Here is a 21100-nt window from a genome sequence, read left to right as displayed (position 1 = left end):
CCTTACAGAGCGTCCCAGGTCAGGGGCAGCCCGGCACTAAGGTCCTGCCGCGCCGGCTTCCCCAACAATTGCTCATAGTAGCGGGGGGGGAGTCCATCCCCGGGCCGCACCACGCGCAGATTATCCTTGGTGAAAATTTCGCCGGCTTTGATATCGTGCGCTACGTACAACGAGCGTTTATACAGGCGGCTGTTTTGTTCTGCCCGTTGCACGCCGTACTGAATCTGCCCTAAGGCTTGCCAGGCACGTTCGGTTTCTGTTACCAGCAGGGCTACTTCTTCGGGCTCCAGGGAGAAAGCCGAATCAACGCCCCCGTCGGCCCGGCGCAGGGTCACGTGCTTTTCAACCACGGAAGCTCCCAGCGCCACCGCCGCAACGGCTGCCCCGACGCCCATCGTGTGGTCAGACAACCCAATGGGGGAGTTTGGGAACAGCTGGGTGAGGTGGGCGATGGTGCGCAGGTTCGTGTTTTCGGGCGTCGCCGGATACGTACTGGTGCACTTCAGCAAAATCAGCTCCTGACAGCCGGCCTGCTGCAATATGGCTACCGCCTCCGCCACCTCGGCCAAGGTGCTGGCCCCGGTACTCATAATAACGGGCTTGCCCGTGGCGGCTACGCGCCGTAGCAGCGGCCAGTCCGTATTCTCAAACGACGCAATTTTGTAGGCCGGCACGTTCAGGGTTTCCAGAAAGTCAACGGCCGTTTCGTCGAAAGGCGAGCTGAACGCCAGCATGCCGTGCTCTTTGGCCCGGTCGAACAGCACTTTGTGCCAGTCCCAGGGGGTGTGCGCCTCCTGGTAAAGGTCGTGCAACTCGCGCCCGTACCACAGCGAATTGGGGTCCATAATCCGATGCACACCCGGCAGGGTCATCGTATCGGCGGTGTAGGTTTGAAGCTTTATGGCGTGGGCACCGGCGGCAGCCATGGCATCTACAATGGCCAGCCCGCGCTCCAATGACTGATTGTGGTTGCCACTCAGCTCGGCAATGATAAACGGTGGTTGGTCGGGGCCCACTAAGCGGCCACCTATCGAAACGGTAGACATGAAAAAGACGAAGTTAACCGGCGCTTACTCAGCAGTCGGGAAGAACACGGGATTGAAGCAGGCCACCAGAATCCGGTCGACGGGCTGGTTGTTTACCAGGTAATGACCTTTCAACCGGCCTTCCTCAACCCAGCCGGCCCGGGTGTAGGCCTTGAAGGAGCTTTGGTTGGTTTCAAACATGCCCCCGAACAGCTTACGAATGCCAAACTCCCCGAAAGCCAAGGCATTGCCCAGGCGGATGGCCTCTACCGCCAGCCCTTTGCCATGAAAGCGCCGGTCGCCGATCAGCACCACCAAATCGGAAATTTTGTGGTCGTGGTTGATGGGGCCCACCTTGATAGTGCCGATGCAGCGTTGGCTTTCCAGGTCGATGATGGCGAAAACGTACACGGTGCCGGACGCAATGCCCTGCTCGATATTCTGCAACAGCGACTCCCGGGTGTGGGTCTGACGCGAATTGGTATAAAAGCGCATCAGGTCCTCATCCTGAAACCAACTCAGAAAAGCCTCGTCAATATCGGAGGGCGTAAGACTACGCAAGGCCAGGCGTTCCGACGCATACGGTTTGCTGAGCTGAATCAGGGCTGCTTCTTCCATTGCGTAAAGATAACTGACTTCGGAGCTTACGCCAGCCCTGAAGGATCGAGTTGCTGCAGGCGGCGGAAAGCCGCTTGCAGCAACTCGGGTTGGGGCTGCCGCACGTAAGGCTGCCGCGGCACTTGTTCCAGCTCCGTTAGGGCCTGCACCAGAGCCGGTTGGAGGTCGTCGGGGGCAATAGCGGTGAAGTCGCCCAGGGAGCGGGCCTGCTGCCGTTGCTGCACGTAGTCGGCCAGGTGGCGCTGATTTGCTACGTAGTAGCCCGTAATGACGGGCTTCCCCAAAAACAGGCTTTCAATCAGAATGGTGCTGGCCGGACACACTACCGCGTCGTGGCGCTGCAGCAGCTGCACCATTTCCGGAGCCGCGACATTTTGGTAGAACGCTACGGTGGTGGCCGGAAACTGGGCCGCCAGCTCCGCTAGCCGGGGAGTATAGGGGAAGGCACTGCCCGTTATGACGCCTATTTCCCGGATGGAGCCCAGGGAAAGCAACGCCGCCAGAAACCGGGCCGTCAGCTGCTGCGGATCGGCGCCGCCGAAGCAGAGCAGCACACTCCGGATGGGAGCAGGGGCTTCGGGCAGATGAAAATGCGTTAGAAAAGGAGTCCGCAACAGGGAATACTCGGGTCCCAGGCAAAAGTGCGTGTCTGGTGTGGCCTGGTACATGGCCGGGGTGACGCCGGGCGAATGATTGATCAGCAGATGGGCCAGGCTAGGCCAGGCGCGCAGGTCGTCGATGGCCACCAGCCGGCAGCCGCTGTGCCGCAGTAGCCGCTGATACGCCGTATCGAAAGCGTAACCATCCAGCACCACGATATCGGTGGGTTGCACCTGAGCCGCCAGGTACGGCGCTTCTTCAGCAATGGGCTGCGCGGGCAATTCCCAGAGCGTAACCCGGTGCTGGCGTAGCAGCTCCCGGATGGCGGGCGAAGGATTCTGGATAGCAAACCAGCAGGCCGCAACCGGGCGAACTATTTCGGCTAACGCCAAGGACCGCACTACGTGGCCTAGCCCAATGGTAGCATTGCCGTCGGCCCGAAAAATAATCCGCATGAGCTATGGGTTTGCCGGAAAGCTACCGGGTAAAATCGTATTTCTTCTGCTCAATGGCCGCATTCAGAGCCACCAGCTCCGGATGCTGATCCAGCAGGGCAATGAGTTCGTCAGCCGTCAGCAAGTCGGCATGGTAGTGCTCCAGCAACTCTTTGATAAGGGCCCAGTCTTCGGGCGTGTCGAGCGTGACGCGGTACTTGCTGGCGTCGGTGGGGTGCAGGATATGGGCAAATTCAACGTGGCCCGACCGGTTCTGGTGAATGTAAGGCGTCACGTGTTCCTGGTCCGACGCACTGGTGGCGTGCTGCTGGGCCTGCTCCAGCAGGGCAAAGGAAAAAACCTCAAAGTCCAGTCCGCGCGGAAACGTCCGCTGCAACCCGTTGGACAGGTACAGCGCCGGGTTGTTGGCCGCCTGATACTGCCGCACCGCCTGGCCAATCAGCTGCCCGTCAATCAGGGGGCAGTCGGAGGTAACCCGCACGACGGTATCGAGTTGAAACTGAACGGCCGCTTCATAGTACCGGCTCAGCACGTTGGCCGAATCACCGCGGTAGCACGGAATCTGGTGCTGCTGGGCCCATTGCGCCAGAACGTCGTCCTCGGGCAGCGTGGTGGTGGCTAAGTAAACCGGCATTGCGCTGGACTGGAGGCGGCCGACGTGAAACTCCAGCATGCTGATGCCGCGCGCCGTGAGCAGCACTTTGCCGGGCAGGCGGGTGCTGCCCATCCGGGCCTGGGAAATAATACCGGCGCGGCTCATACTACAAACTCCAAAATGCAGTCGATGACATACTGCTGCTCCTCATCGGTAAGCGTAGGGAAAAGCGGAATGCTGAGGCAGTGGGCGTAGTACTGCTCCGCGTGCGGAAAGTCGCCGGCGTGCCACCCCAGTTCCTGATAATAGGGCATGGTGTGCACCGGGATATAATGCACCTGCGCCAATACCTGCCGTTCCCGCAGAAAATCATACAGGCCCTTGCGGTCAGGCACCTGAATGACGTATAAATGATAGGCGTGGCCCGGCGCGGTAGCCAAAGCACGAATGGCGGGCCGCGCCGCGAAAGCCGCGTCGTAGCGGGCGGCTAGCTCGCGCCGCCGGGCCAAACCCGCATCCGCGCGCTGCAATTGACTGATGCCCAATGCCGTCAGAATATCCGGCATGCGGTAGTTATAGCCCAGAAGCTGCATTTCCATGTACCAGCCCCCGTCGTTTTTGTGCATCAGGGCCGGCGACTTGGTAATGCCGTGGGTGCGCAGCAGCAACAGCTTTTCGTACAGTTCCGGGTTGTTGGTCGTAATCATTCCTCCTTCGCCAGTGGCAATGTGCTTGACCGGGTGGAAGGAAAAGATGGCCAGGTCAGCAAACTGGCCATTGCCGCACCGTTGGTCCTGACCCGTGGGGTCGGTGAAAAACCCGCCGGGCGCATGGCAGGCATCTTCGATGATCCAGAGGCCAAACTCATCGGCTAGCTGTCGGGCGGCGGCCAAATCGACGGGCAACCCGGCAAAATCCACCGGAATCAGGCCGTGAAAATATCCCTTGGGATGCGCCTCTAGCAACGCCCTGACCTGCCGTAGATCAATCAGGGCGGTGGTGGGGTCAATGTCGGCAAAGTGCACCTCCCCGCCGCAATACAGCACGCAGTTGGCCGAGGCCGCAAACGTAATGGGAGTAGTGATAACCCGCTGACCAGGTTGCACGCCCAGCGCCAGCGTGCACAGGTGCAGCGCGGCCGTCCCGTTGCTGACCGCCACGGCGTAACGGGCGCCGATATACGCCGCAAACTTCTCCTCGAACTCGGCCACTTTCGGGCCCTGGGTCAGGAAGTCGGAGCGTAGCGTTTCGGTAATAGCTTGGATATCATGGTCGGTGATATTCTGCCGCCCATAGGGAATAGGATGCGTGGGCTGAAAAGTCATTGTGCTTAAACCAAAGAGTGAATGCCAAAGCCCCACGGCCTGGTCTGCTTAAGGTGCTGCCCGAAAGGGCGCCCGCAAATATAGCTACCAACAAAAGGTTAGAGCGGCACTATTGGCAGAAGGGTGGCATAAAAGTGAGTAGATCGAGCCAACGCTGACGGGTACTTGGCGCGCTGGATGAGGCAGGTAGTGGCGCAGTCATCGACAACAGGAATAGAACGGCATGCGCCCTGGTTGCTACCTTTACGCGGTGGAAATTCATCTGATGCGAAGAAAACCGCGCTACGTCCACTTATCACCGTCGGCTACCCTTATGAACAAACTCTTTACGTGCTTACTTTTTCTGTTAGGCTTTTTCTCCACCCAGGTACTGGCACAGCGGGAAAATGACAACTGGTATTTTGGTAATAACGCTGGACTCAGCTTTGCTTCCACCCCGCCAGTACCCCTGCTCAATGGGGCAATGGTGACGTACGAAGCCACCGCCTCCGTGTCGGACGCGGCGGGCAAGCTGCTGTTCTACACCAATAGCGTTGATGTTTGGAACCGCAACCACCAACCTATGGCCAACGGTCAGGTCATTGGTGGGCATGAGTCGGCAGCTCAGGGAGCGGTAATCGTAAAAAATCCAGCCAACGCTAACCAGTACTACATCTTTGTGGTCGATGGGTGCGACAACCGCCTGCAGGGCGGCCTGAAATACTCGGTGGTCGACATGACGCAAAATGGGGGCCTAGGTGCGGTAACTCAGCGGGCGGTACAGCTGAGTGCCATTTCAGTAACGGAGAGAGTCACGGCCGTGCCGCACGCCAACGGCCGCGACTTCTGGATTATCACGCATGGCTGGGGCTCAAACACCTTTTACTGCTACCAGCTTTCCGGCTTGGGCATTTCGACTATTCCGGTGGCTACCAGTGTCGGGCAAGTCCATTCGGGTGGCGGTGGTGCCTTTGGTAATGCTAACGCTGTGGGGTACATGAAAGCCTCGCCCAATAGTGCCAAGCTGGCGGTAGCCAAGCGGGACAGCAACGTCGAGTTGTTCGACTTTAATAATGCCACGGGGCAGCTAGCCAATGGCGTTATGCTGCCCCAGTTCTACCGGAGCTACGGAGTTGCGTTTTCTGCCGACAACTCCCGTCTGTATACTACGACGCTCGACGGCAACAGCATCTACCAGTTCAACGTGCTGGCGGGCTCGGCCAGTGCTATTGCCAACTCTGCAGTCCTGGTCGGAACCACTCCGTTCGGCGCCTATGCCGGCGCGCTACAGCTAGGGCCGGATGAGAAAATATACGTGGCGCAGTTCGGCAGCAGTTCCTTAGGGCGCATTGACAATCCCAACACGTTGGGTGTAGCCTGCGGATTCCGCAGTAGCAGCATCTCGTTGGGCGGGCGCTTATCCCAGCTGGGGTTGCCAAACTTCCCCAGTACCCCCCTGATTGTAGCTCCCACGGTTACATTTGCCGCATCGGCAGTTTGCTTGGGCACTGCTTCAAGTTTCGTTGCCAGCGTCAATCCCCTGCAGCCGTCCACTACGCTAGCGTGGACTTTCGGGGAGCCTGCTTCCGGGGCCGCTAATAGTGGCACTGGCACCACCCCGACGCATACCTATGCCCAGGCCGGCACCTACAACGTGACGTTGAGCGTAACGGCAGCAGGCCTGCCAAACCCGATTGTGACGACATTGCCAGTGGTGGTAAATGCACTGCCAACGGTTAGCCTGGGACTTCCCGTGCAGCAGGTGTGCCAAGGCAGTTCGGTGCTGCTGAATGCTGGTCCGCAGCTGGCGGGCACCACTTACCGGTGGCAGGATGGCTCTACGAATGCCACGTTGGTGGCCTTCGTGACCGGTGTATATACCGTAGACGTAACCTCCGCCGCCGGTTGCAGCAGCCGAGCCAGCACGAGTGTGCAAGTACTTCCCGCGCCAGTAATTGAGTTAGGACCGGAGCCGCGCCAGCTGTGTGATGGACAAACTACCCTGCTTTCCGTAGGAGCCCAGCCCGCGGGAAGCACTTACCGCTGGCAGGATGGCTCGACGGCCAGCACATTTGAGGCGGTGGCGGCTGGCACGTACTCGGTGGTGGTAACTACGCCCGCCGGCTGCAGTAGCAAGAAGGAAATCGTAGTAAACGACGCGGGTTGCCCGTTCATGATTCCCAATATCATTACCCCCAACGGCGACAAAACCAATGAGTTCTTCGTGTTGAAGGGACTGGCCCCGCAGGCGTGGAAACTGGAAATCTACAACCGCTGGGGCACCCGCGTCTACCAGACGGCCAGCTACAACAACGACTGGAACGCGGCGGGTCAGTCGGCCGGCGTTTACTACTATCTTCTGCGCCATACCACCGATGGCCGCCAGTTCCGCGGCTGGCTGGAAGTTGTCCGCTAAACCCGCTAAGCCCAAAAAAGAGGGCGCCCCCTACGCAGGGGGCGCCCTCTTTTTTGGGCTTAGCGGGCAGCGTTGTCCGGCGCGGTGCTACCCCTCAAAGCTCGGGTCGACGTGCAGCCGGATTTCCTCCCGGATCTGCTGGGCCGTGAGCCACTCCTGGTTGTTGGCCGAGTCGTAGTGGAAGCCGTCGGGCACCCGCTTGCCGTCGAAGTGCTGGATGAACTCCTCCACGTCCCAGCGCGGGGTGAAGGGCAGAATCACGTAGTACTTGGCCAACTCCACGGTGCTCAGCGCGTCGGTTTCGGTAATCATGGCTTCGTGCAGCTTCTCGCCGGGCCGGATGCCCACGATTTCGTGGCGGCAGTCGGGGCCGATGGCCTCGGCCACCTCCGTGATTTTGTAGGACGGAATCTTGGGCACGAAGATTTCGCCGCCCCAGGCGTGCTCCAGCGCATACAGCACCAGGTCCACGCCCTGCTCCAGGGAAATGTTGAAGCGCGTCATGTCGGGGTGGGTGATGGGCAGCACGCCGGTGTGGCGGCGCTGCAGGAAAAACGGCACCACCGAGCCGCGGGAGCCGATTACGTTGCCGTAGCGCACCACCGAGAAGCGCAAGTCGCGCGAGCCTTTCATGTTGTTGGCGGCCACAAACAGCTTATCCGAGCACAGCTTGGTGGCCCCGTACAGGTTGATGGGCGCGGCGGCTTTGTCGGTGCTCAGGGCCACCACGTGCTGCACGCCGCAGTCGAGGGCGGCATTGATGACGTTTTCGGCCCCGAAGATGTTGGTCTTGATGCACTCCATCGGGTTGTACTCGGCGGCGGGCACCTGCTTAAGGGCCGCCGCGTGCACAATCACGTCGATACCTTCGCAGGCGCGCTTGAGCCTTTCGCCGTCGCGCACGTCGCCGATGAAGTAGCGGATGGCGGGGAACTTGGCGTGCGGAAACACCTGCGACATCTCGTATTGCTTCAGCTCGTCGCGCGAGTATACCACCAGGCGCTTCACCTGCGGAAACTTCTCGAAGACCGTCTGCACGAACTTTTTGCCGAAAGAACCGGTGCCACCCGTCACCAGGATGGATTTATGATTTAAGTCGAGGCTCATAAAGTAGAGGAAAGCCGTTGTCGCCCGGCCGGCGGGCGAAAGGAGGGCAAAAGTAGGCATTCCGAATCTAGCTTCCGTACTTTTGTGGCACCGAAGCCATTTTCCGGGTGTCCTGCCCGATCCGGCGTCCGCGCGGCCGAAGCATCTCTACCGCTTCGTTGCCCAAGTAATTTGAGTACCACTGCGGTAGAGATGCTTCGTTCCTCAGCATGACCCACGATTTTACCTTCCCCGAGCCCATTAAAGTCGTTATCTGGGACCTGGACGACACGTTCTGGCGCGGCACGCTCTCGGAAGGCGCCGTGGAGGCCCTGGAAGAAAACCTGCGGCTGGTGCGCGACACCGCCGCCCGGGGCATCGTGCACACCATCGTGTCCAAGAACGACTTCGCCCCGGCCGAAGCCCGGCTCATCGCGCTGGGTATCCGCGACCTGTTCGTGTTTCCCCAGATCAGCTGGCAGCCCAAGGGGCCCATTATCAAGGAGCTGCTGGAAAAAATGCAGCTGCGGGCCCCCAACGCCCTGTTTCTGGACGATAACCCCATCAATCGGGCCGAGGCCCAGTTCTACAACCCCCAGCTGCAGGTCGCCGACCCCGCCGACCTGGCCCGCCTGGCCCCGCTGCTGCGCGCCAGCGGCAAGCCCGACCCTACGTTCAGTCGCCTGGAGCAGTATAAATTGCTGGAACGCCAGCAGCAGGCCCGCTCCGGCTACCAGGACAACCTGGCCTTTCTGCGCGACTCCCAGGTGCGCATCGAGTTCCGGGAAGGGGCCGACGTGCTGCCCGACCTCGACCGGATAGAGGAGCTTATTAACCGCTCCAACCAGCTGAATTTCACCAAGCAGCGCGTCAGCAAGGAGAGTCTGCGCCTCGACTTGCAAGACCCCGGGCAGCGCTGGGGCACGGTGCGGGTGCAAGACCGGTTCGGCGACTACGGCCTGGTGGGCGTGTACTGTTTGGTGCTGGGCGAAAACCGCCTGACTCAGCTCGTGTTTTCCTGCCGGATTCTGCATCTGGGCGTCGAACAGTTCACGTACGCTTGGCTGGGCTTCCCGGCCTTGGCAGTGCAGGGCGAAGTGGCCACCGAGCTCAATACCACCGACAAGCCCGACTGGATTACGGTGCAAACCGCGTCGGCAGCGGCGGCGGCCGACGCGGCTGAAGCGCCAAAACCTGCTGCCGAGCGGCTGCGCGTGCTGCTCAAGGGCGGCTGCGACCTGGGCCAGCTCACCCCGTTTTTGCAGGCCTACGAGCTGACGGTGGAGGAGGAGTTCAACTTCAACAACGAAAACCAGATTCCGGTCCACGTGGAGCACACCGTGCTGCTGCGTCAGGGCCGGGAGTTGCCGGCCAGTGAAAAGCAGCGCCTAGCGGTGGAATTGCCCTTCCTGGGCCGCGAGGCTTTTGATACCAAACTCTGGGGCAACGACTACGGCGCGCTGGTGTACAGCCCCCTGATGGACTACACCCAGGAGCTGTACCGCGAAAAAGCCACGGGCGTAGAAATTCCCTTCGGCGGCTACCAGAACCTGCTGCAAGCCGAGCCCGCCGCCCAGTCCGCCAGGTACGCCCAGCGTCGCTTCCGGGGCCTGGACGAAGATTTTCTGCGCCGCTTCCAGCAGGAGTTTGAGTTTGTCGGCCAGATTTCCCCGGCCCGGTTCCAGGAAAACCTGGCCTGGCTGCGCCAGCAAATTCCGGCCGGCGTCCCGATTTTCTTCCTGAACGGGGCCGAAATTGAGGTGCCCGGCTCGGGCGAAACCGGGGCCCGGCTGCGGCACGAGCAAATGAACCAGGCCCTGGCCGACTTCGTGGCCTCGGCCGCCAACTGCTTTATCATCGACGTGCGCGACTTTGTGCTGGCGCCCGCCGACGTGACCAACAACCTGCGCCACTACCAGCGCCAGCACTACCGCACCCTGGCCCAGCGCACGGCGGCGGCCATCGGGCAGTGGCAGGGCCAGCAGCTCGGCCGTTCGGCCTGGGTGGAGTTGCGGGCCGAAGTAGCCAGCCGGGTACCGGCCAAGCTCAAGGGGCTATTGGGGAAGCTGATAAAGTAAAATAAGCCGTCATGTCGACCAGCGGGAGACATCTCGCGTGCCGTAGTAATCAGATTACCATTGCCCGCGAGATTCCTCACTCTGTTCGGAATGACGTTCTACCAATACGTGCTATGAGCTCCCAATCAGTCCGGCCAGGCGCTCGGTGAGGGCGCGGCGGGAGTAACGGGCGTGGCTCAGGGCCGGCAAATCCAGGTTGGGGTTTTGCTGCCACTGCCGGGCCAGCTCCTCCAGGTAGGTGAGCATGGCCTCGTAGGCGTCGTAGGCAAACACGTGGCCCGCGTGGCATTCCTGGAGCAAATGGTCGGCGTCGGAGCCCACCGGGCCGATGCAGATGATGGGCTTGTTGGCGGCCAGATACTCGAAGACCTTGCCGGGCAGAATGCCGAAGTTGTGGGCCACGTCCGGGATGGCCATCAGCAGCACCGAGGCCCGCAGCAGGTAGCGCACCGACTCGTCGTGGGGCACGAAGGCCACAAACTCGGTGCGCTCGGCCAGGCCGGCGGCTTCAATCTGGGCCTGTACGCCCGCCGACACCTTGCCCACGAAGCGCAGCCGCAGCGGCACCGCCGGGAAGCGCCGGGCGCACTCGGCGCAGGCCCGCAGGAACTCTTCCACGTGGTAAGTTTCCGAAATCGTGCCGGTGTGCGTTATCAGCAGCGCATCCCGGGGTGGGGTAGACGCCTCGCGGAAGTCACTCTCGTCGTAGCCGTTTGGGATGACGTGAAACTTAGCGGCCGTCAGCGCCGGCGACTTACCTAGAAACAGCCGCTTGGTGTCGGCGCTGGTCACCAGCACCTCGTCGGCCTGCTCCAGCACCTGCCGCTCGTAGCGCGCGTCGAGCCAGCGGGCCAGGCGGGTCTTGTTGAGCTCCTTGGTGTAGTAAATATCGGTCCACGGGTCGCGCATGTCGGCCAGCCAGCGCAGGCCGTAGCGCTTTTTCAGCGCCAGACCGATCAGCTGGGTGGAGTGGGGCGGGGAGCTGGTGAGCACCGCGTCGAAGGTTTCGCCCTGGCGGATAAGCTCGGCCACGGCCCGCAGCACGTGGGCGTTCCAGCCCCGGCGCGGGTCGGGAATGAACACGTTGCCGCGCACAAACTTGAAAAACTGCTGTTGCAGGCTGGTTTTGCTTTCGTTGGCGAAGCCGCCGTAGGGAATCTGCTGGCGGCCGGTGAGCTTCTTGTAGGAGCCAAACGGCTCGGAGGTGCCGGTGCGAATGACCCGCACCCCGGCCGGAATTTCGGCCGCCAACGACTCGTCCAGCACCGGGTACGCGCCTTTTGCGGGGTCGACGGTCACGACGGTGCACTCCACGCCGAAGCCGGGCAGGTGCTTGACGAATTTCAACGTCCGCTGCACGCCCGCGCCCCCGGAAGGCGGCCAGTAATAGGTAATGACGAGCAGGCGCATAGATTACGGGACGGTTTTCGAGCTGTTTTGGACCGCGAAGGTAAGCAGCAGCGGGGTTTTGGGGTTTTCTGGCTAATTTTGGGCGCGGAATGGCGACGTTCCGTGTACCCTGGCTGTTATGGCAGAAGGAGATTTTAGCCCGCGCCCGGACCCGATTCGGGGTTTGCGGGGCCTGAAAGATGCTTTTTGCCGTCTCCTTCTTACATTCAGCGGGCTGCTGAGGCGTCATTGCGTTGCCGCGGCCCCATTCCCCACGCAACTAAGCAGCACATCTACCGATGTTCGATAATTTAAGTACCAAGCTCGACAAAGCCTTCAAAACCCTCAAGGGCCAGGGCAGCATCACCGAAATCAACGTGGCGGCCACCATCAAGGAAATCCGCCGCGCCCTGGTCGATGCCGACGTGAACTATAAGGTGGCTAAGGAAGTCACCGACAAGATCAAGGACGAGGCCATGGGCCGCGACGTGCTGACCACCGTGTCGCCGGGCCAGCTGATGACCAAAATCGTCTACGACGAGCTGACTCAGCTCATGGGCGGTACGAAAGAGGATGTGGTGCTCAAGGGTGACCCGGCCGTGATTCTGCTCTCGGGCCTCCAGGGTTCGGGCAAAACGACCTTCGCCGGCAAGCTGGCTACCTTTATTAAGAAGCAAAACCGCACGGTGCTGCTCGTGGCCTGCGACGTGTACCGGCCGGCCGCTATCGACCAGCTCAAGGTGCTCGGCGAGCAGGTGGGCGTGGAAGTGTACTCGGAGCCGGAAAACAAGAATCCGGTCGAGATTTCGCAGAATGCCATTGCCTACGCCAAGAAAAACAACAAGAAAGTAGTTATCATCGACACCGCCGGCCGCTTGGCCGTGGATGAGCAGATGATGCGCGAAATCGAGCAGGTGAAGCTGGCCATCAACCCCAGCGAAACCCTGTTCGTGGTCGATTCCATGACCGGTCAGGACGCGGTAAACACGGCCAAGACCTTCAACGACCGGCTCAACTTCAACGGCGTGGTGCTCACCAAGCTCGACGGTGACGCCCGCGGCGGCGCGGCCCTGAGCATCCGGGCCGTGGTGGAAAAGCCCATCAAGTTCATCTCCACCGGTGAAAAGATGGAAGCCCTGGACATGTTCTATCCCGACCGGATGGCGCAGCGGATCCTGGGCATGGGCGACGTTATTTCGCTCGTGGAGCGGGCCCAGCAGCAGTTCGACGAGGACGAGGCCAAGCGCATCAACCAGAAGATCCGCAAAAACCAGTTCAACTTCGACGACTTCCTCTCCCAGCTCGAGCAGATCAAGAAGATGGGTAACCTCAAGGACCTGGTGGGCATGATTCCGGGCATGAGCAAGGCCATCAAGGACGTGGACATCGACGACGACGCCTTCAAGCCGATTGAGGCCATCATCAAGAGCATGACCCCGCAGGAGCGCGCCCAGCCCGAGCTGCTCAACGGCTCCCGCCGCCGCCGCCTGGCCAAAGGCTCCGGCACCGACATTCAGCAGGTCAACAACCTGATGAAACAGTTCGAGGACATGCGCAAAGTGATGCGCACCATGAACAAGATGAGCTCCACCAAGGGCGGCATGCAGCAAATGGCCAAAATGATGGGCATGCGCGGCAAGTAAGCCTGACTAGCACCAAGCAAAAAGCGCCGGATCAGCTGTTGATCCGGCGCTTTTTGTTTGGCTGTTATCAACTGGAAGAAGGGTCCGCTACCGCGCAATTAGCACTTTCTGGGGCTTGCCTGCCAGGCGGCCAGCTGCGTCAGTAGCCCGCAGGAAATACAGGCCCGGCCCCAGACTGCTGATGTTGAGCTCTACCTGATTGGTAAAGCCCTGGCGCAGCACCACGCGGCCCTGCTGATCCAGCAGCGTCAACTCGAGTTGCTGACCCGGCCCCGCGTAAGCCACCCGCAGCACGTCCTGGGCCGGCACCGGGGCTACGCGCAGCTCGGCCGCTTCTTGTAGGGCCGCCACCACCGCCACCGGCGAGTACGTCGATTTGCCGTCGGTATCGACCTGCTTCAGGCGGTAGTACAGCTGGGCGGCCGGCGCCGCAAGATCCTGAAACTGGTAGCTTTGGCTGACAGTGGAATTGCCCGCGCCGTTGATGAAGACCAGTTCCCGGAATTGGGTTTCGGTGGCGGCCCGGCGCTCCACGGCAAAGCCGCGGTTGTGGTGCTCGGAAGCCGTTTTCCAGGTGAGCTGCACCGCGCTGCCGGGGCGCGCGGCGCTGAAGCTACTCAGCTCGACGGGCAGCACGCTGCCGTTGGGCGAAGCCAGCACCACCCGAAAGTCGGTGGCCTGCGCCAGGGTGATGCGCAGCTGCTGCGTGGCCGCCTCGAAGCTGAAGCCCGTGACGCCGGCTCCGGTTACGGCGGTGGGCACGCTGCTGACCGGCAGGGTGAGCATGGTAGCCCGGCTCACGTAGCCGCTGTACGCCGTGGGGCTGGTTTGCTGCCAGCTGATGGTGGCCCGCTTGGTGGAGTTGAGCACCGGCGCGGCCCCGTACGACAGCACCGTGCCCTGCTCCAGAAACAGCTGGGCGAAGCTGCCGGCCGCGTCGGCCGAGTAAAAGTTAATTAGTCCATCGGCCTGCACGGGCTGGGGCAGCAGGTTGCTGGCGTGGGTGGTCAGCACGGTGTCGGCCTGGGCAAAGGCGACGTCCTGATACGCGGAGCTGGCCGTCAGGGCGGCCGTCGTGGTGGTGCTGGTGGTCGTTACGGCCGGGGGCGTGGTGGTAAACGGGGCCAATACGGTCAGAAACTGGGTTTGGGCCGCGCCGCTTTTGCGCACCAGCAAGGTGGTGTGCTTTTCCGAGAGGTTGTAGGCCAGCTCGTGGCGGTTGGTGGCTTTGGCGTAGGTGCTGGCCCCGCCGGTAGCCGTAACGTGGGCCAGTAGCCCGGCCCCGTTTTTCTGCCAGCTGCCTTCGTGGCCGGCGAGGTTATCGGTGAACGTGCCGGTGCTGGCCGGGCCGTTTTCCAGGCCGTAGCCGTGCAGCTGCCAGGTGTAGGTGTGGGCCGCAGAGGCCTTGACGAAGTCGGCCAGCAGGAAATACTCGTTGCGGATAAAGAGCGTCTTGCGGGTAATGGTGGCAGTCTGGTAGGAAGTCTGCACCTCGCCATAAGCCAGCTTGTCGGTCTGGAAGGTGTTGCGAATGGCGGCCGGGGCGTCGTTGGGCGCGCCGGGCGTGCCGATGGCCGGACCGGCGTTATCCACCAGAATCAGGTTGTGGTTGGCGGCCTGGCCCAGCGAGTCGCGGCGGCCGTAGCTGAGGTAGCCGGGGTCGAGGGCCAGCAGCTGGCCGTGGGCATACAGCAGGAAGCTGCTGGCATCGGCCTGACTGTGGCCACCGGAATTGGCCTGGGCCGCGCCGCCTTTGCCGTACACGTGCAGGTAGCTGGCCAGCGAGTCGTTGCCGGAGCGGAAAATCAGGTTGCCGCTCTGGGGCAGGGCCGTCAGCGGCGCGTTAGTGGGCGCGGCCGGCAGCAGGTTGGCCGCCAGGTAGGCCGCGCGCATGTCCACGGTGGCGTCGCGCAACTGGCTGGCCAGGGAGTTGAGCTGCCGGGTTGATAAATTGCTCAGGTGCAGGGGCCGCACGTAGCGGCTTTTGCCGGTGAGGGCCAGCTCGGGCATGGCCATGTCCACGTAGGAGTCTTCCAGAGCCGGCAGGCGGCCATCGGGCAGCAGAATGGCCGTTATCCAGTCGTAGAGCTGGTCGTAGCGCGGGTCGAAATACGGGTTGCGAATGGCGCGGGTGGTGCCCCCAAACGAGTAGCTCAGGATATTGTCGGGCAGGAAGTGGCCCATAGCCCGGAAAAAGGGCAGGCAGTTCAGAAACGCGTACTTGAAGTAGTAGGGCCCCTCGGCGTAGCCCGCCACGGCCGCCGGGTCCGACTGCCGCTGCGCGTCCTGCCAGAGCACGTTGTCGAGGTTGAACAGCCCGTGGTTGATCCAGGAAGTCGGGCGGCGGCTGACGTAGGTGGCGCTGCCCACGTCGTTGAGCACCACGGCGGCCATGCCCAGGGCGGCGGCCGTCATCAGGGTGTGGTTGTTTTTTACCTGCTTGTAAAACTCGTAGCTGAGAAAGGAAACCGGCTTAAACGGCTTCACCGACTGCGAGTCGAGGTTGCCGGCAAAGGCCTGCAGCCGCTGCCGGACCAGGGCCAGGGTGCTTTCCGTTTCGCCGGCCCCGCGCAGCAAATCGTAGGCTATCAGGTAGTCAATCAGCTCCTTGGAGCGCCACTGCCACTCGTTGTAGGACGAGGGGCTGGTCAGCGTGGCAAAGACCTCCACGTTGGGATTGGCGCTTTCCAGTAGGGTTTTGGCCGTGGTCAGGAGGGCCGCTTTTTCGTCCGGTGCCAGGGGGCTGAGCGTGCCGTTGCGGGCTTGCCGGTCGAGCAGCAGCACGAAGGCGGCGTTTTTGGCCAGCGTAGCGCGGGCCCGCCGGCCGTCGGTGGAGGTGTTATCGGTGGTGGGAGCGGCCTGGGCGCTTTGGTAGAGGCCGGCGTAGAGGGCGCCGGCTGCGGGCCGCAGCAGGGAAGTCTGCACCTGGGGCACGTCGGCGGCTCGCAGCAGGGTGCGCGGAAACGAGGCGTCGGCCCCCGGCGGGGTCCAGTTACCCGTTTGGGCGGCGGCGGCGTGAATCAGTACTAATAAAAGGAGGAGGGTAGTGGAGAGGTGTCGCAAGGGCTACGGCTAAACTATACTTATACCAACCAAAATGGCCTGTAAGGCGCTGCATATACTGGTTGAATAAGACTTTGCCGCAGAGAATAGTTTCGTACAGTTTGGGTAAAAAATAGGATGTATTCGGGCTAGGGCGTCGTGCGCTACTTGGTAGAAGGCATAACGTTGCCAGCCGAATCGGCGAAATACACGGCCGTTACTTCCTCTTTCCGGCCCGGCGTCCGTTCCAGTTCGAAGGTATATTCCACGGTGTAACCCGCGCGGCGGCGGCCCTCGGCGTCCGGCTGGTGGCCGGTGTGGGCCTCCGAGTGCACCGGCGTAACGGGGCCGCCCACCTGCTGCTGCACGTACTGCTCCACGGCCGCAATGGCTTTTTGCTCTTCGGCGGGGTTGGCGTGGCAGCCCGCCAGCAGCAGCGCCAGGGCCGCAAGGGAAAGGAAGTGTTTCATAGCCCTGAAGATAGCAAAAGGCCCCCGAAGAGGCCTTTTGCGGAGGTCGAAGAAGAGAAAAGCAACGCTTAGTACTCGGTTTTGCCCTCCTTGCTTTCCCAGGCCCGGAAGCCGGCCAGGGCCTCGTCGCGCAGCAGCTGGGTCATCGGAATCTGGCGGCCCGCGAGGGGCTTCTCGATTTCGTCGTAGATAAACTGGTCGTCGAAGCCGATGGCGGCGGCGTCCTGCTTGGTGTTGCCGTAGAACACGCGGCGGGGGCGGGCCCAGTAGATGGCGCCCAGGCACATCGGGCACGGCTCACAGCTGGTGTACAGGTCGCAGTCGTCGAGCTGGAAGGTGCCCAGCTCGCGGCAGGCCTTGCGAATGGCGTCGACTTCGGCGTGGCAGGTGGGGTCGTTGGTGCTGGTTACCTGGTTGAAGCCTTGGGCAATGATGCGGCCATCTTTGACAACCACGGCCCCGAAAGGACCACCGTGGCCGGCTTGCATTTTTTCAATGGACAGGCGAATGGCTGCGCGCATGAATTCGTCGCGGGGAGCTTCCATAGGGAGAAAGAATAGGAGGGAAAAGCCCGCAAGATACAGCAAGCCGCAGGCCTTTGCCAAACCCCGGGCAAGAGTAGCCCGGCCGGCGGAACGATGCCCGCGGTAAATAACGCCCTAATTATTTGCTGGTTCGAGGCAACCCGGGGCTGCCGGCCGCCGAGTGCGAAAGGAGAAGTGCCGTGTTTTTTCCTCACCTAACCCTGTTCGTCATGCACCCAAAACGTACGCTGCTTTTCGTCCTGTTGCTGCTGCTCGGCGCGCTCCGGGCCCCGGCCGACCACCTGCGGGCCCACCTGCTCTTATCGGCCAAGCTGGAAGGCGCCCAGGAAGTGCCCGCCGTGAATACGCCCGGGCAGGGCGTGGCCAGCTTCACGCTGAATGCCACCCGCGACACGCTCTTTCTCAATGCGACGTTCAACAACCTGAGCGGGCCCATCACCGGGGCGCATACCCACCTGGGCCGCCGGGGCGCGTCCGGGCCCATCGTCACCGATCTGCTGCGCTTCGTGCAGGGCAACCGACTAGTGGGCTTCCTGACCGGGGCCGACCTCGACAACCAGAAGCTGCGGCGCTACCTGCGCGGCGACTACTACATCAACGTGCACACGGCTACCAACCCCGGGGGCGAAATTCGGGGGCAGATTGAAGTCGAAACCGAGTTCCTGTACGCTGCCACCCTGACCGGCGGCCAGGAAACCCCGCCTGTTTCGACGCCGGCGCTGGGCGTGGGCACGTTCGTGTTGTCGCAGGATAAAACCCGGCTGAAGTTTCGCACGGTGGTCGATGGGCTGAGCGGGGCTATTACCAACACCCACTTCCACAACGCGGCCCCCGGCGCGGCCGGCCCCGTTATTCTGGATTTGCTGCCCTACCTCTCGGGCAAAGTCATTGAGGGCGAGGTGGGCGTCACGCCGGCTTTCGTCACGGCCCTGGAAGCGGGCAACATCTACATCAACGTGCACACGGCCGCCAATCCCGGCGGCGAAATTCGGGGGCAATTGGCCAGCCGGGCCCGCCTGGTGGGCCACGACGCCCGCCTCGACGGGGCCCAGATGGTGCCCGCCGTGACTACGACGGCCAAAGCCGTAGCTTTGGGCGAGCTGAATGCGGGGCTCGACACGCTGCGCCTGACCCTGTCGTTTGCGGGGCTGAGCGGGGCGCCCACCAGCCTCGACGTGTACCTGGCCGAGGCGGGCCAATCCAACGCCAGCGCCACCCGCCTGAGCCGCGTGGCCCTCACCACCCTGACGACCAACGCGTTTTCCGTCACGTTCAGCAACCTGAATACGGCGGCGGCCAACGCGTTTATCACCGGCGGCGTGAACCTGGTGCTCAACACGGCGGCCAACCCGAACGGCGAAATCCGGGGGCAGGTCTACCGCGTGGCGCGGGAGGGCTACACCTTTAGCCTGAACGGGGCGCAGGAGCGGCCCACGCCCACCAACAGCCCGGGCCTGGGCTCGGGCCTGGTGTCCATCGACCGGGACCAGAACAACGCCCACTTCATGCTGGTGTGGCGCGGCCTGACCGGCGTGCCCACGGGCGGCCACTTCCATACCGGTCGGCGCAACGAGTCGGGGCCCGTGGTGTTCAACCTGGTGCCCTTCTTCGACAATGCCACGGCCCCCACGGCGGCCTACGGCTACTGGCAGGCCAGCAACACGGCCCAGCCGTTCACCACCCGCCGCTCCATCCAGTTTCGCACCGACAGCATGTACGTGAACCTGCATACGGCGCAGTTTCCCGGCGGCGAGGTGCGGGGGCAGGTTTTCCGCGGAGCCCGCAACCTGCAGGCCGTGCTGAGTGCCGCCCCGGCCGTGGCCGCCGAGTCGTTTGCTGCCTTCCCCAGCCCGTTCCAGAGCCGCTTCACGCTCTCCTTCGAGGCCCGCGCCAATGAGGCCGGCGTGGTGCAGATAACCGACCTGCTGGGTCGCACGCGCCTTACGGCTCCGGTAGCCGTCCGGCCGGGTGCCAACCAGGTGCCGCTCGAGGCGGCCAGCCTGCCCAGCGGCGTGTACCTGGTAACGCTGCGGGCAGGCAGTAGCAGCGTCATTACCCGCATTCTTAAGCAGTAGCGCCAGCAAAGTCGGGGCCGGCCAGAAGTTCGGCCCCGATTTTGCCGCGAAGAATATCTGCTGCCCGCCCGCCGCTTTTGCCAAGCAGAAGCTGGATAAAAGAGTGAGTCGACGGGCAGTAGAAAAAAGCTAATCAAGCAGTTTTTAAGAAGTTGAATCTGTTTTCTGGCACAGATATTGTTATGAAAAATTCTGAAAGAATAGTTTTTTAGGTGTTTTGGTTGTGGAAAAGGGGACGTCGATTCGGCGTCCTTTTTTTATGCCCGAAAACGAAGCGACTGGCGCGCCAATGCGGGCAAAACGCGTCTGCCCGGCAGCGCAGCAACCTGCCCCGACGCTGGCCTTACCCCGGAATTGCGGCGCTTGGCCCGTAATATCTACGCTCGTGGAAAAGCCGTTGGCCCCGGGCTCCGGGCGGCGGTTCTTTAGGATATCACCGGGGGATAGGGCCGCCAGGAAGCTGCCCTGCCCACTGAGCCGCGTTTCGCTGACCTTTTCTACTTCAATGCGTAAACTATTTACTCCCACGCTGCTGGCCTGCTTGGCTGGCGCTTTTCATGCCTCCGCCCAACAAGCTGACCTGGTAAAACACCACGCCCCGCACGCGCTGGCGGCCTCGGCGCGGTCTACTGACGCGTACGTGCAAACCCGGGCGCTGGAACAAATCTACCGGGCTGCCGCCTGGAAGGATACGCTGCGCACGACCAACAGCCGCTTCACGGCGGCTCAGCTGCCCGCCGTTGTTCTGCGGGAGCAGTCGGGCAACGGGGGCAGCAGCTGGACGGCAACCCGGCGCAACCACCGCCGCTTTACTGCCGCCAATGCCGTGCTTACCGATACTACCTTCTCGTTTAACACGGCGGGAACGGCCACTCCGCGGTTTGCCAAAGCCAATTCGTACACCTCCAGCGGCAAGCTGGCCCAATCGACCCTGCGCTGGCAGCTGGGAGTTAACTGGCAGAACTACGGCCGCGACACTTATACCTATAGCGCGCAGGATCTGCTCAGCCAGCTGCTGCTGGAGGGGTTTTCCGGGGGCTCGTATTACAATTCGAGCCGTTCCCTGTTCACCTACAATGCCCAGAGCCTGCCCGTGGTAGAGGAGGTGCAGCAGTTTGATGATGCCACGCAAGGGTGGCAGCCCCTGGAAAAATACCTTTCCACCTACAACGCCGCCGGCGCCATCGAGCAGGAAGTTACCCAGCAGGTGCCGCTCAATGGCACGACCTACCAGAATTACCGGCGGGAAACGTACTTCTACAGCACCCAGCAGCCCGTGCGCGTCGTCCGTACCCTGGTAGAAAGCTGGAACGGAAACGCCTGGATCAACGCCGGCCAGAATCTGTTTGCCTACGACGCCAACGGCAGCCTGAGCAGCATCACCACCCAGCTCTACAAGCCGGCCAGCAGCGCCTACGTAGACTATTACCGGTACCAGTACAGCTACCAGGTGGTAAACGGCACCGCCTCGGCGCACGCGCTGGCCGCGGGCCTGACGCTGCTGCCAAACCCGGCCAGCGCGGGACAGGCGCAGGCCACGTTCCGCCTGCCCCGGGCCGAAGCCGCGACTATCGACGTGCTCGATCTGGCCGGCCGCGTCGTGCGCAGCCTTTCGCCCACGGCCACGCCCTTCGCCGAGCAGCGGGTGGCCCTGCCTACCCAGGGGCTAGCGCCGGGCCTGTACGTGGTTCGGCTGACCGCCGGCGGCCTCAGCCAGCAGCAACAACTGCTGCTGCGCTAAGCAGTAGCGGAGTACCGT

General features: G+C 62.3%; 15 protein-coding genes. 5 read left to right on the top strand and 10 right to left on the bottom strand.

Translation table 11 applies throughout. The features are described from left to right. Positions 1–2: 2 nt before the first annotated feature. The 5 genes from pseI to pseC are packed head-to-tail and all read right to left on the bottom strand — an operon-like array spanning position 3 to position 4618. A complete protein-coding gene (gene pseI, locus E5K00_RS06510) occupies positions 3–1046 on the bottom strand; it encodes a pseudaminic acid synthase (protein ID WP_135462429.1) in 1044 nt (347 codons plus the stop codon). A 24-nt stretch (positions 1047–1070) separates the two neighbouring features. Then, the gene (locus E5K00_RS06505) at positions 1071–1643 is read right to left on the bottom strand and encodes a GNAT family N-acetyltransferase (protein ID WP_135462428.1); all 573 of its coding nucleotides are present in this window, start codon (positions 1641–1643) and stop codon (positions 1071–1073) included. A gap of 26 nt (positions 1644–1669) precedes the next feature. Then, positions 1670–2698: a UDP-2,4-diacetamido-2,4,6-trideoxy-beta-L-altropyranose hydrolase gene (gene pseG / locus E5K00_RS06500; protein WP_135462427.1), complete on the bottom strand. Its 1029-nt coding sequence runs from the start codon at positions 2696–2698 to the stop codon at positions 1670–1672. Between the two features lie 22 nt (positions 2699–2720). Then, entirely contained in the window at positions 2721–3458 is a 738-nt protein-coding gene (locus E5K00_RS06495; protein ID WP_135462426.1) for a cytidylyltransferase domain-containing protein, read from the bottom strand. Then, on the bottom strand, positions 3455–4618 hold the full coding sequence (gene pseC / locus E5K00_RS06490; RefSeq protein ID WP_135462425.1) for a UDP-4-amino-4,6-dideoxy-N-acetyl-beta-L-altrosamine transaminase: 1164 nt from the start codon (positions 4616–4618) through the stop codon (positions 3455–3457). Before pseC ends, E5K00_RS06495 begins: the two co-directional genes overlap by 4 nt. 313 nt (positions 4619–4931) lie before the next feature. Here pseC and E5K00_RS06485 point away from each other — a divergent pair, with 313 nt between their 5' ends. Then, positions 4932–7013, top strand: a complete 2082-nt coding sequence (locus E5K00_RS06485) for a T9SS type B sorting domain-containing protein (RefSeq protein WP_167856772.1) — start codon at positions 4932–4934, stop codon at positions 7011–7013. 87 nt (positions 7014–7100) lie between these two features. Here the strand turns inward: E5K00_RS06485 and pseB are convergent, their stop codons facing one another. Continuing rightward, complete coding sequence (gene pseB, locus E5K00_RS06480; RefSeq protein WP_135462423.1) at positions 7101–8120, bottom strand: UDP-N-acetylglucosamine 4,6-dehydratase (inverting); 1020 nt, start codon at positions 8118–8120, stop codon at positions 7101–7103. Positions 8121–8329: 209 nt separating this feature from the next. On the opposite strand from pseB, the gene E5K00_RS06475 reads away from it, so the two are divergent. After that, positions 8330–10177, top strand: coding sequence for a hypothetical protein (locus tag E5K00_RS06475; RefSeq protein WP_135462422.1), 1848 nt, complete (start codon positions 8330–8332; stop codon positions 10175–10177). A 111-nt stretch (positions 10178–10288) separates the two neighbouring features. Here the strand turns inward: E5K00_RS06475 and E5K00_RS06470 are convergent, their stop codons facing one another. Beyond that, positions 10289–11587, bottom strand: coding sequence for a glycosyltransferase family 4 protein (locus E5K00_RS06470; protein ID WP_245328225.1), 1299 nt, complete (start codon positions 11585–11587; stop codon positions 10289–10291). A gap of 278 nt (positions 11588–11865) precedes the next feature. On the opposite strand from E5K00_RS06470, the gene ffh reads away from it, so the two are divergent. Further along, complete coding sequence (gene ffh, locus E5K00_RS06465; RefSeq protein WP_135462421.1) at positions 11866–13209, top strand: signal recognition particle protein; 1344 nt, start codon at positions 11866–11868, stop codon at positions 13207–13209. Between the two features lie 87 nt (positions 13210–13296). Here ffh and E5K00_RS06460 read toward each other — a convergent pair whose 3' ends face one another. The 3 genes from E5K00_RS06460 to E5K00_RS06450 all read right to left on the bottom strand — a co-directional run bounded on the left by E5K00_RS06460 (position 13297) and on the right by E5K00_RS06450 (position 17266). Then, positions 13297–16272, bottom strand: coding sequence for a heparinase II/III domain-containing protein (locus E5K00_RS06460; protein WP_135462420.1), 2976 nt, complete (start codon positions 16270–16272; stop codon positions 13297–13299). Positions 16273–16415: 143 nt separating this feature from the next. Further along, positions 16416–16721, bottom strand: a complete 306-nt coding sequence (locus E5K00_RS06455) for a hypothetical protein (protein ID WP_135462419.1) — start codon at positions 16719–16721, stop codon at positions 16416–16418. 68 nt (positions 16722–16789) lie between these two features. Beyond that, positions 16790–17266 carry a nucleoside deaminase gene (locus E5K00_RS06450; protein WP_135462418.1) on the bottom strand — a complete coding sequence of 159 codons (477 nt, stop codon included), beginning with the start codon at positions 17264–17266 and terminating at the stop codon, positions 16790–16792. A gap of 209 nt (positions 17267–17475) precedes the next feature. Between E5K00_RS06450 and E5K00_RS06445 the strand changes: the two genes are divergently transcribed. Together E5K00_RS06445 and E5K00_RS06440 are read left to right on the top strand one after the other, a co-directional pair. Beyond that, entirely contained in the window at positions 17476–19341 is a 1866-nt protein-coding gene (locus tag E5K00_RS06445) for a CHRD domain-containing protein (protein WP_135462417.1), read from the top strand. A 505-nt stretch (positions 19342–19846) separates the two neighbouring features. Then, the gene (locus tag E5K00_RS06440) at positions 19847–21082 is read left to right on the top strand and encodes a T9SS type A sorting domain-containing protein (RefSeq protein ID WP_167856771.1); all 1236 of its coding nucleotides are present in this window, start codon (positions 19847–19849) and stop codon (positions 21080–21082) included. Positions 21083–21100 lie beyond the last annotated feature (18 nt).

Origin of the sequence: Hymenobacter aquaticus, assembly GCF_004765605.1 — a bacterium.
Taxonomy (GTDB): Bacteria; Bacteroidota; Bacteroidia; order Cytophagales; family Hymenobacteraceae; genus Hymenobacter; species Hymenobacter aquaticus.
The sequence above is the reverse complement of the archived record's forward strand: the minus strand, read 5'-3'. Positions and strand labels throughout refer to the sequence as shown.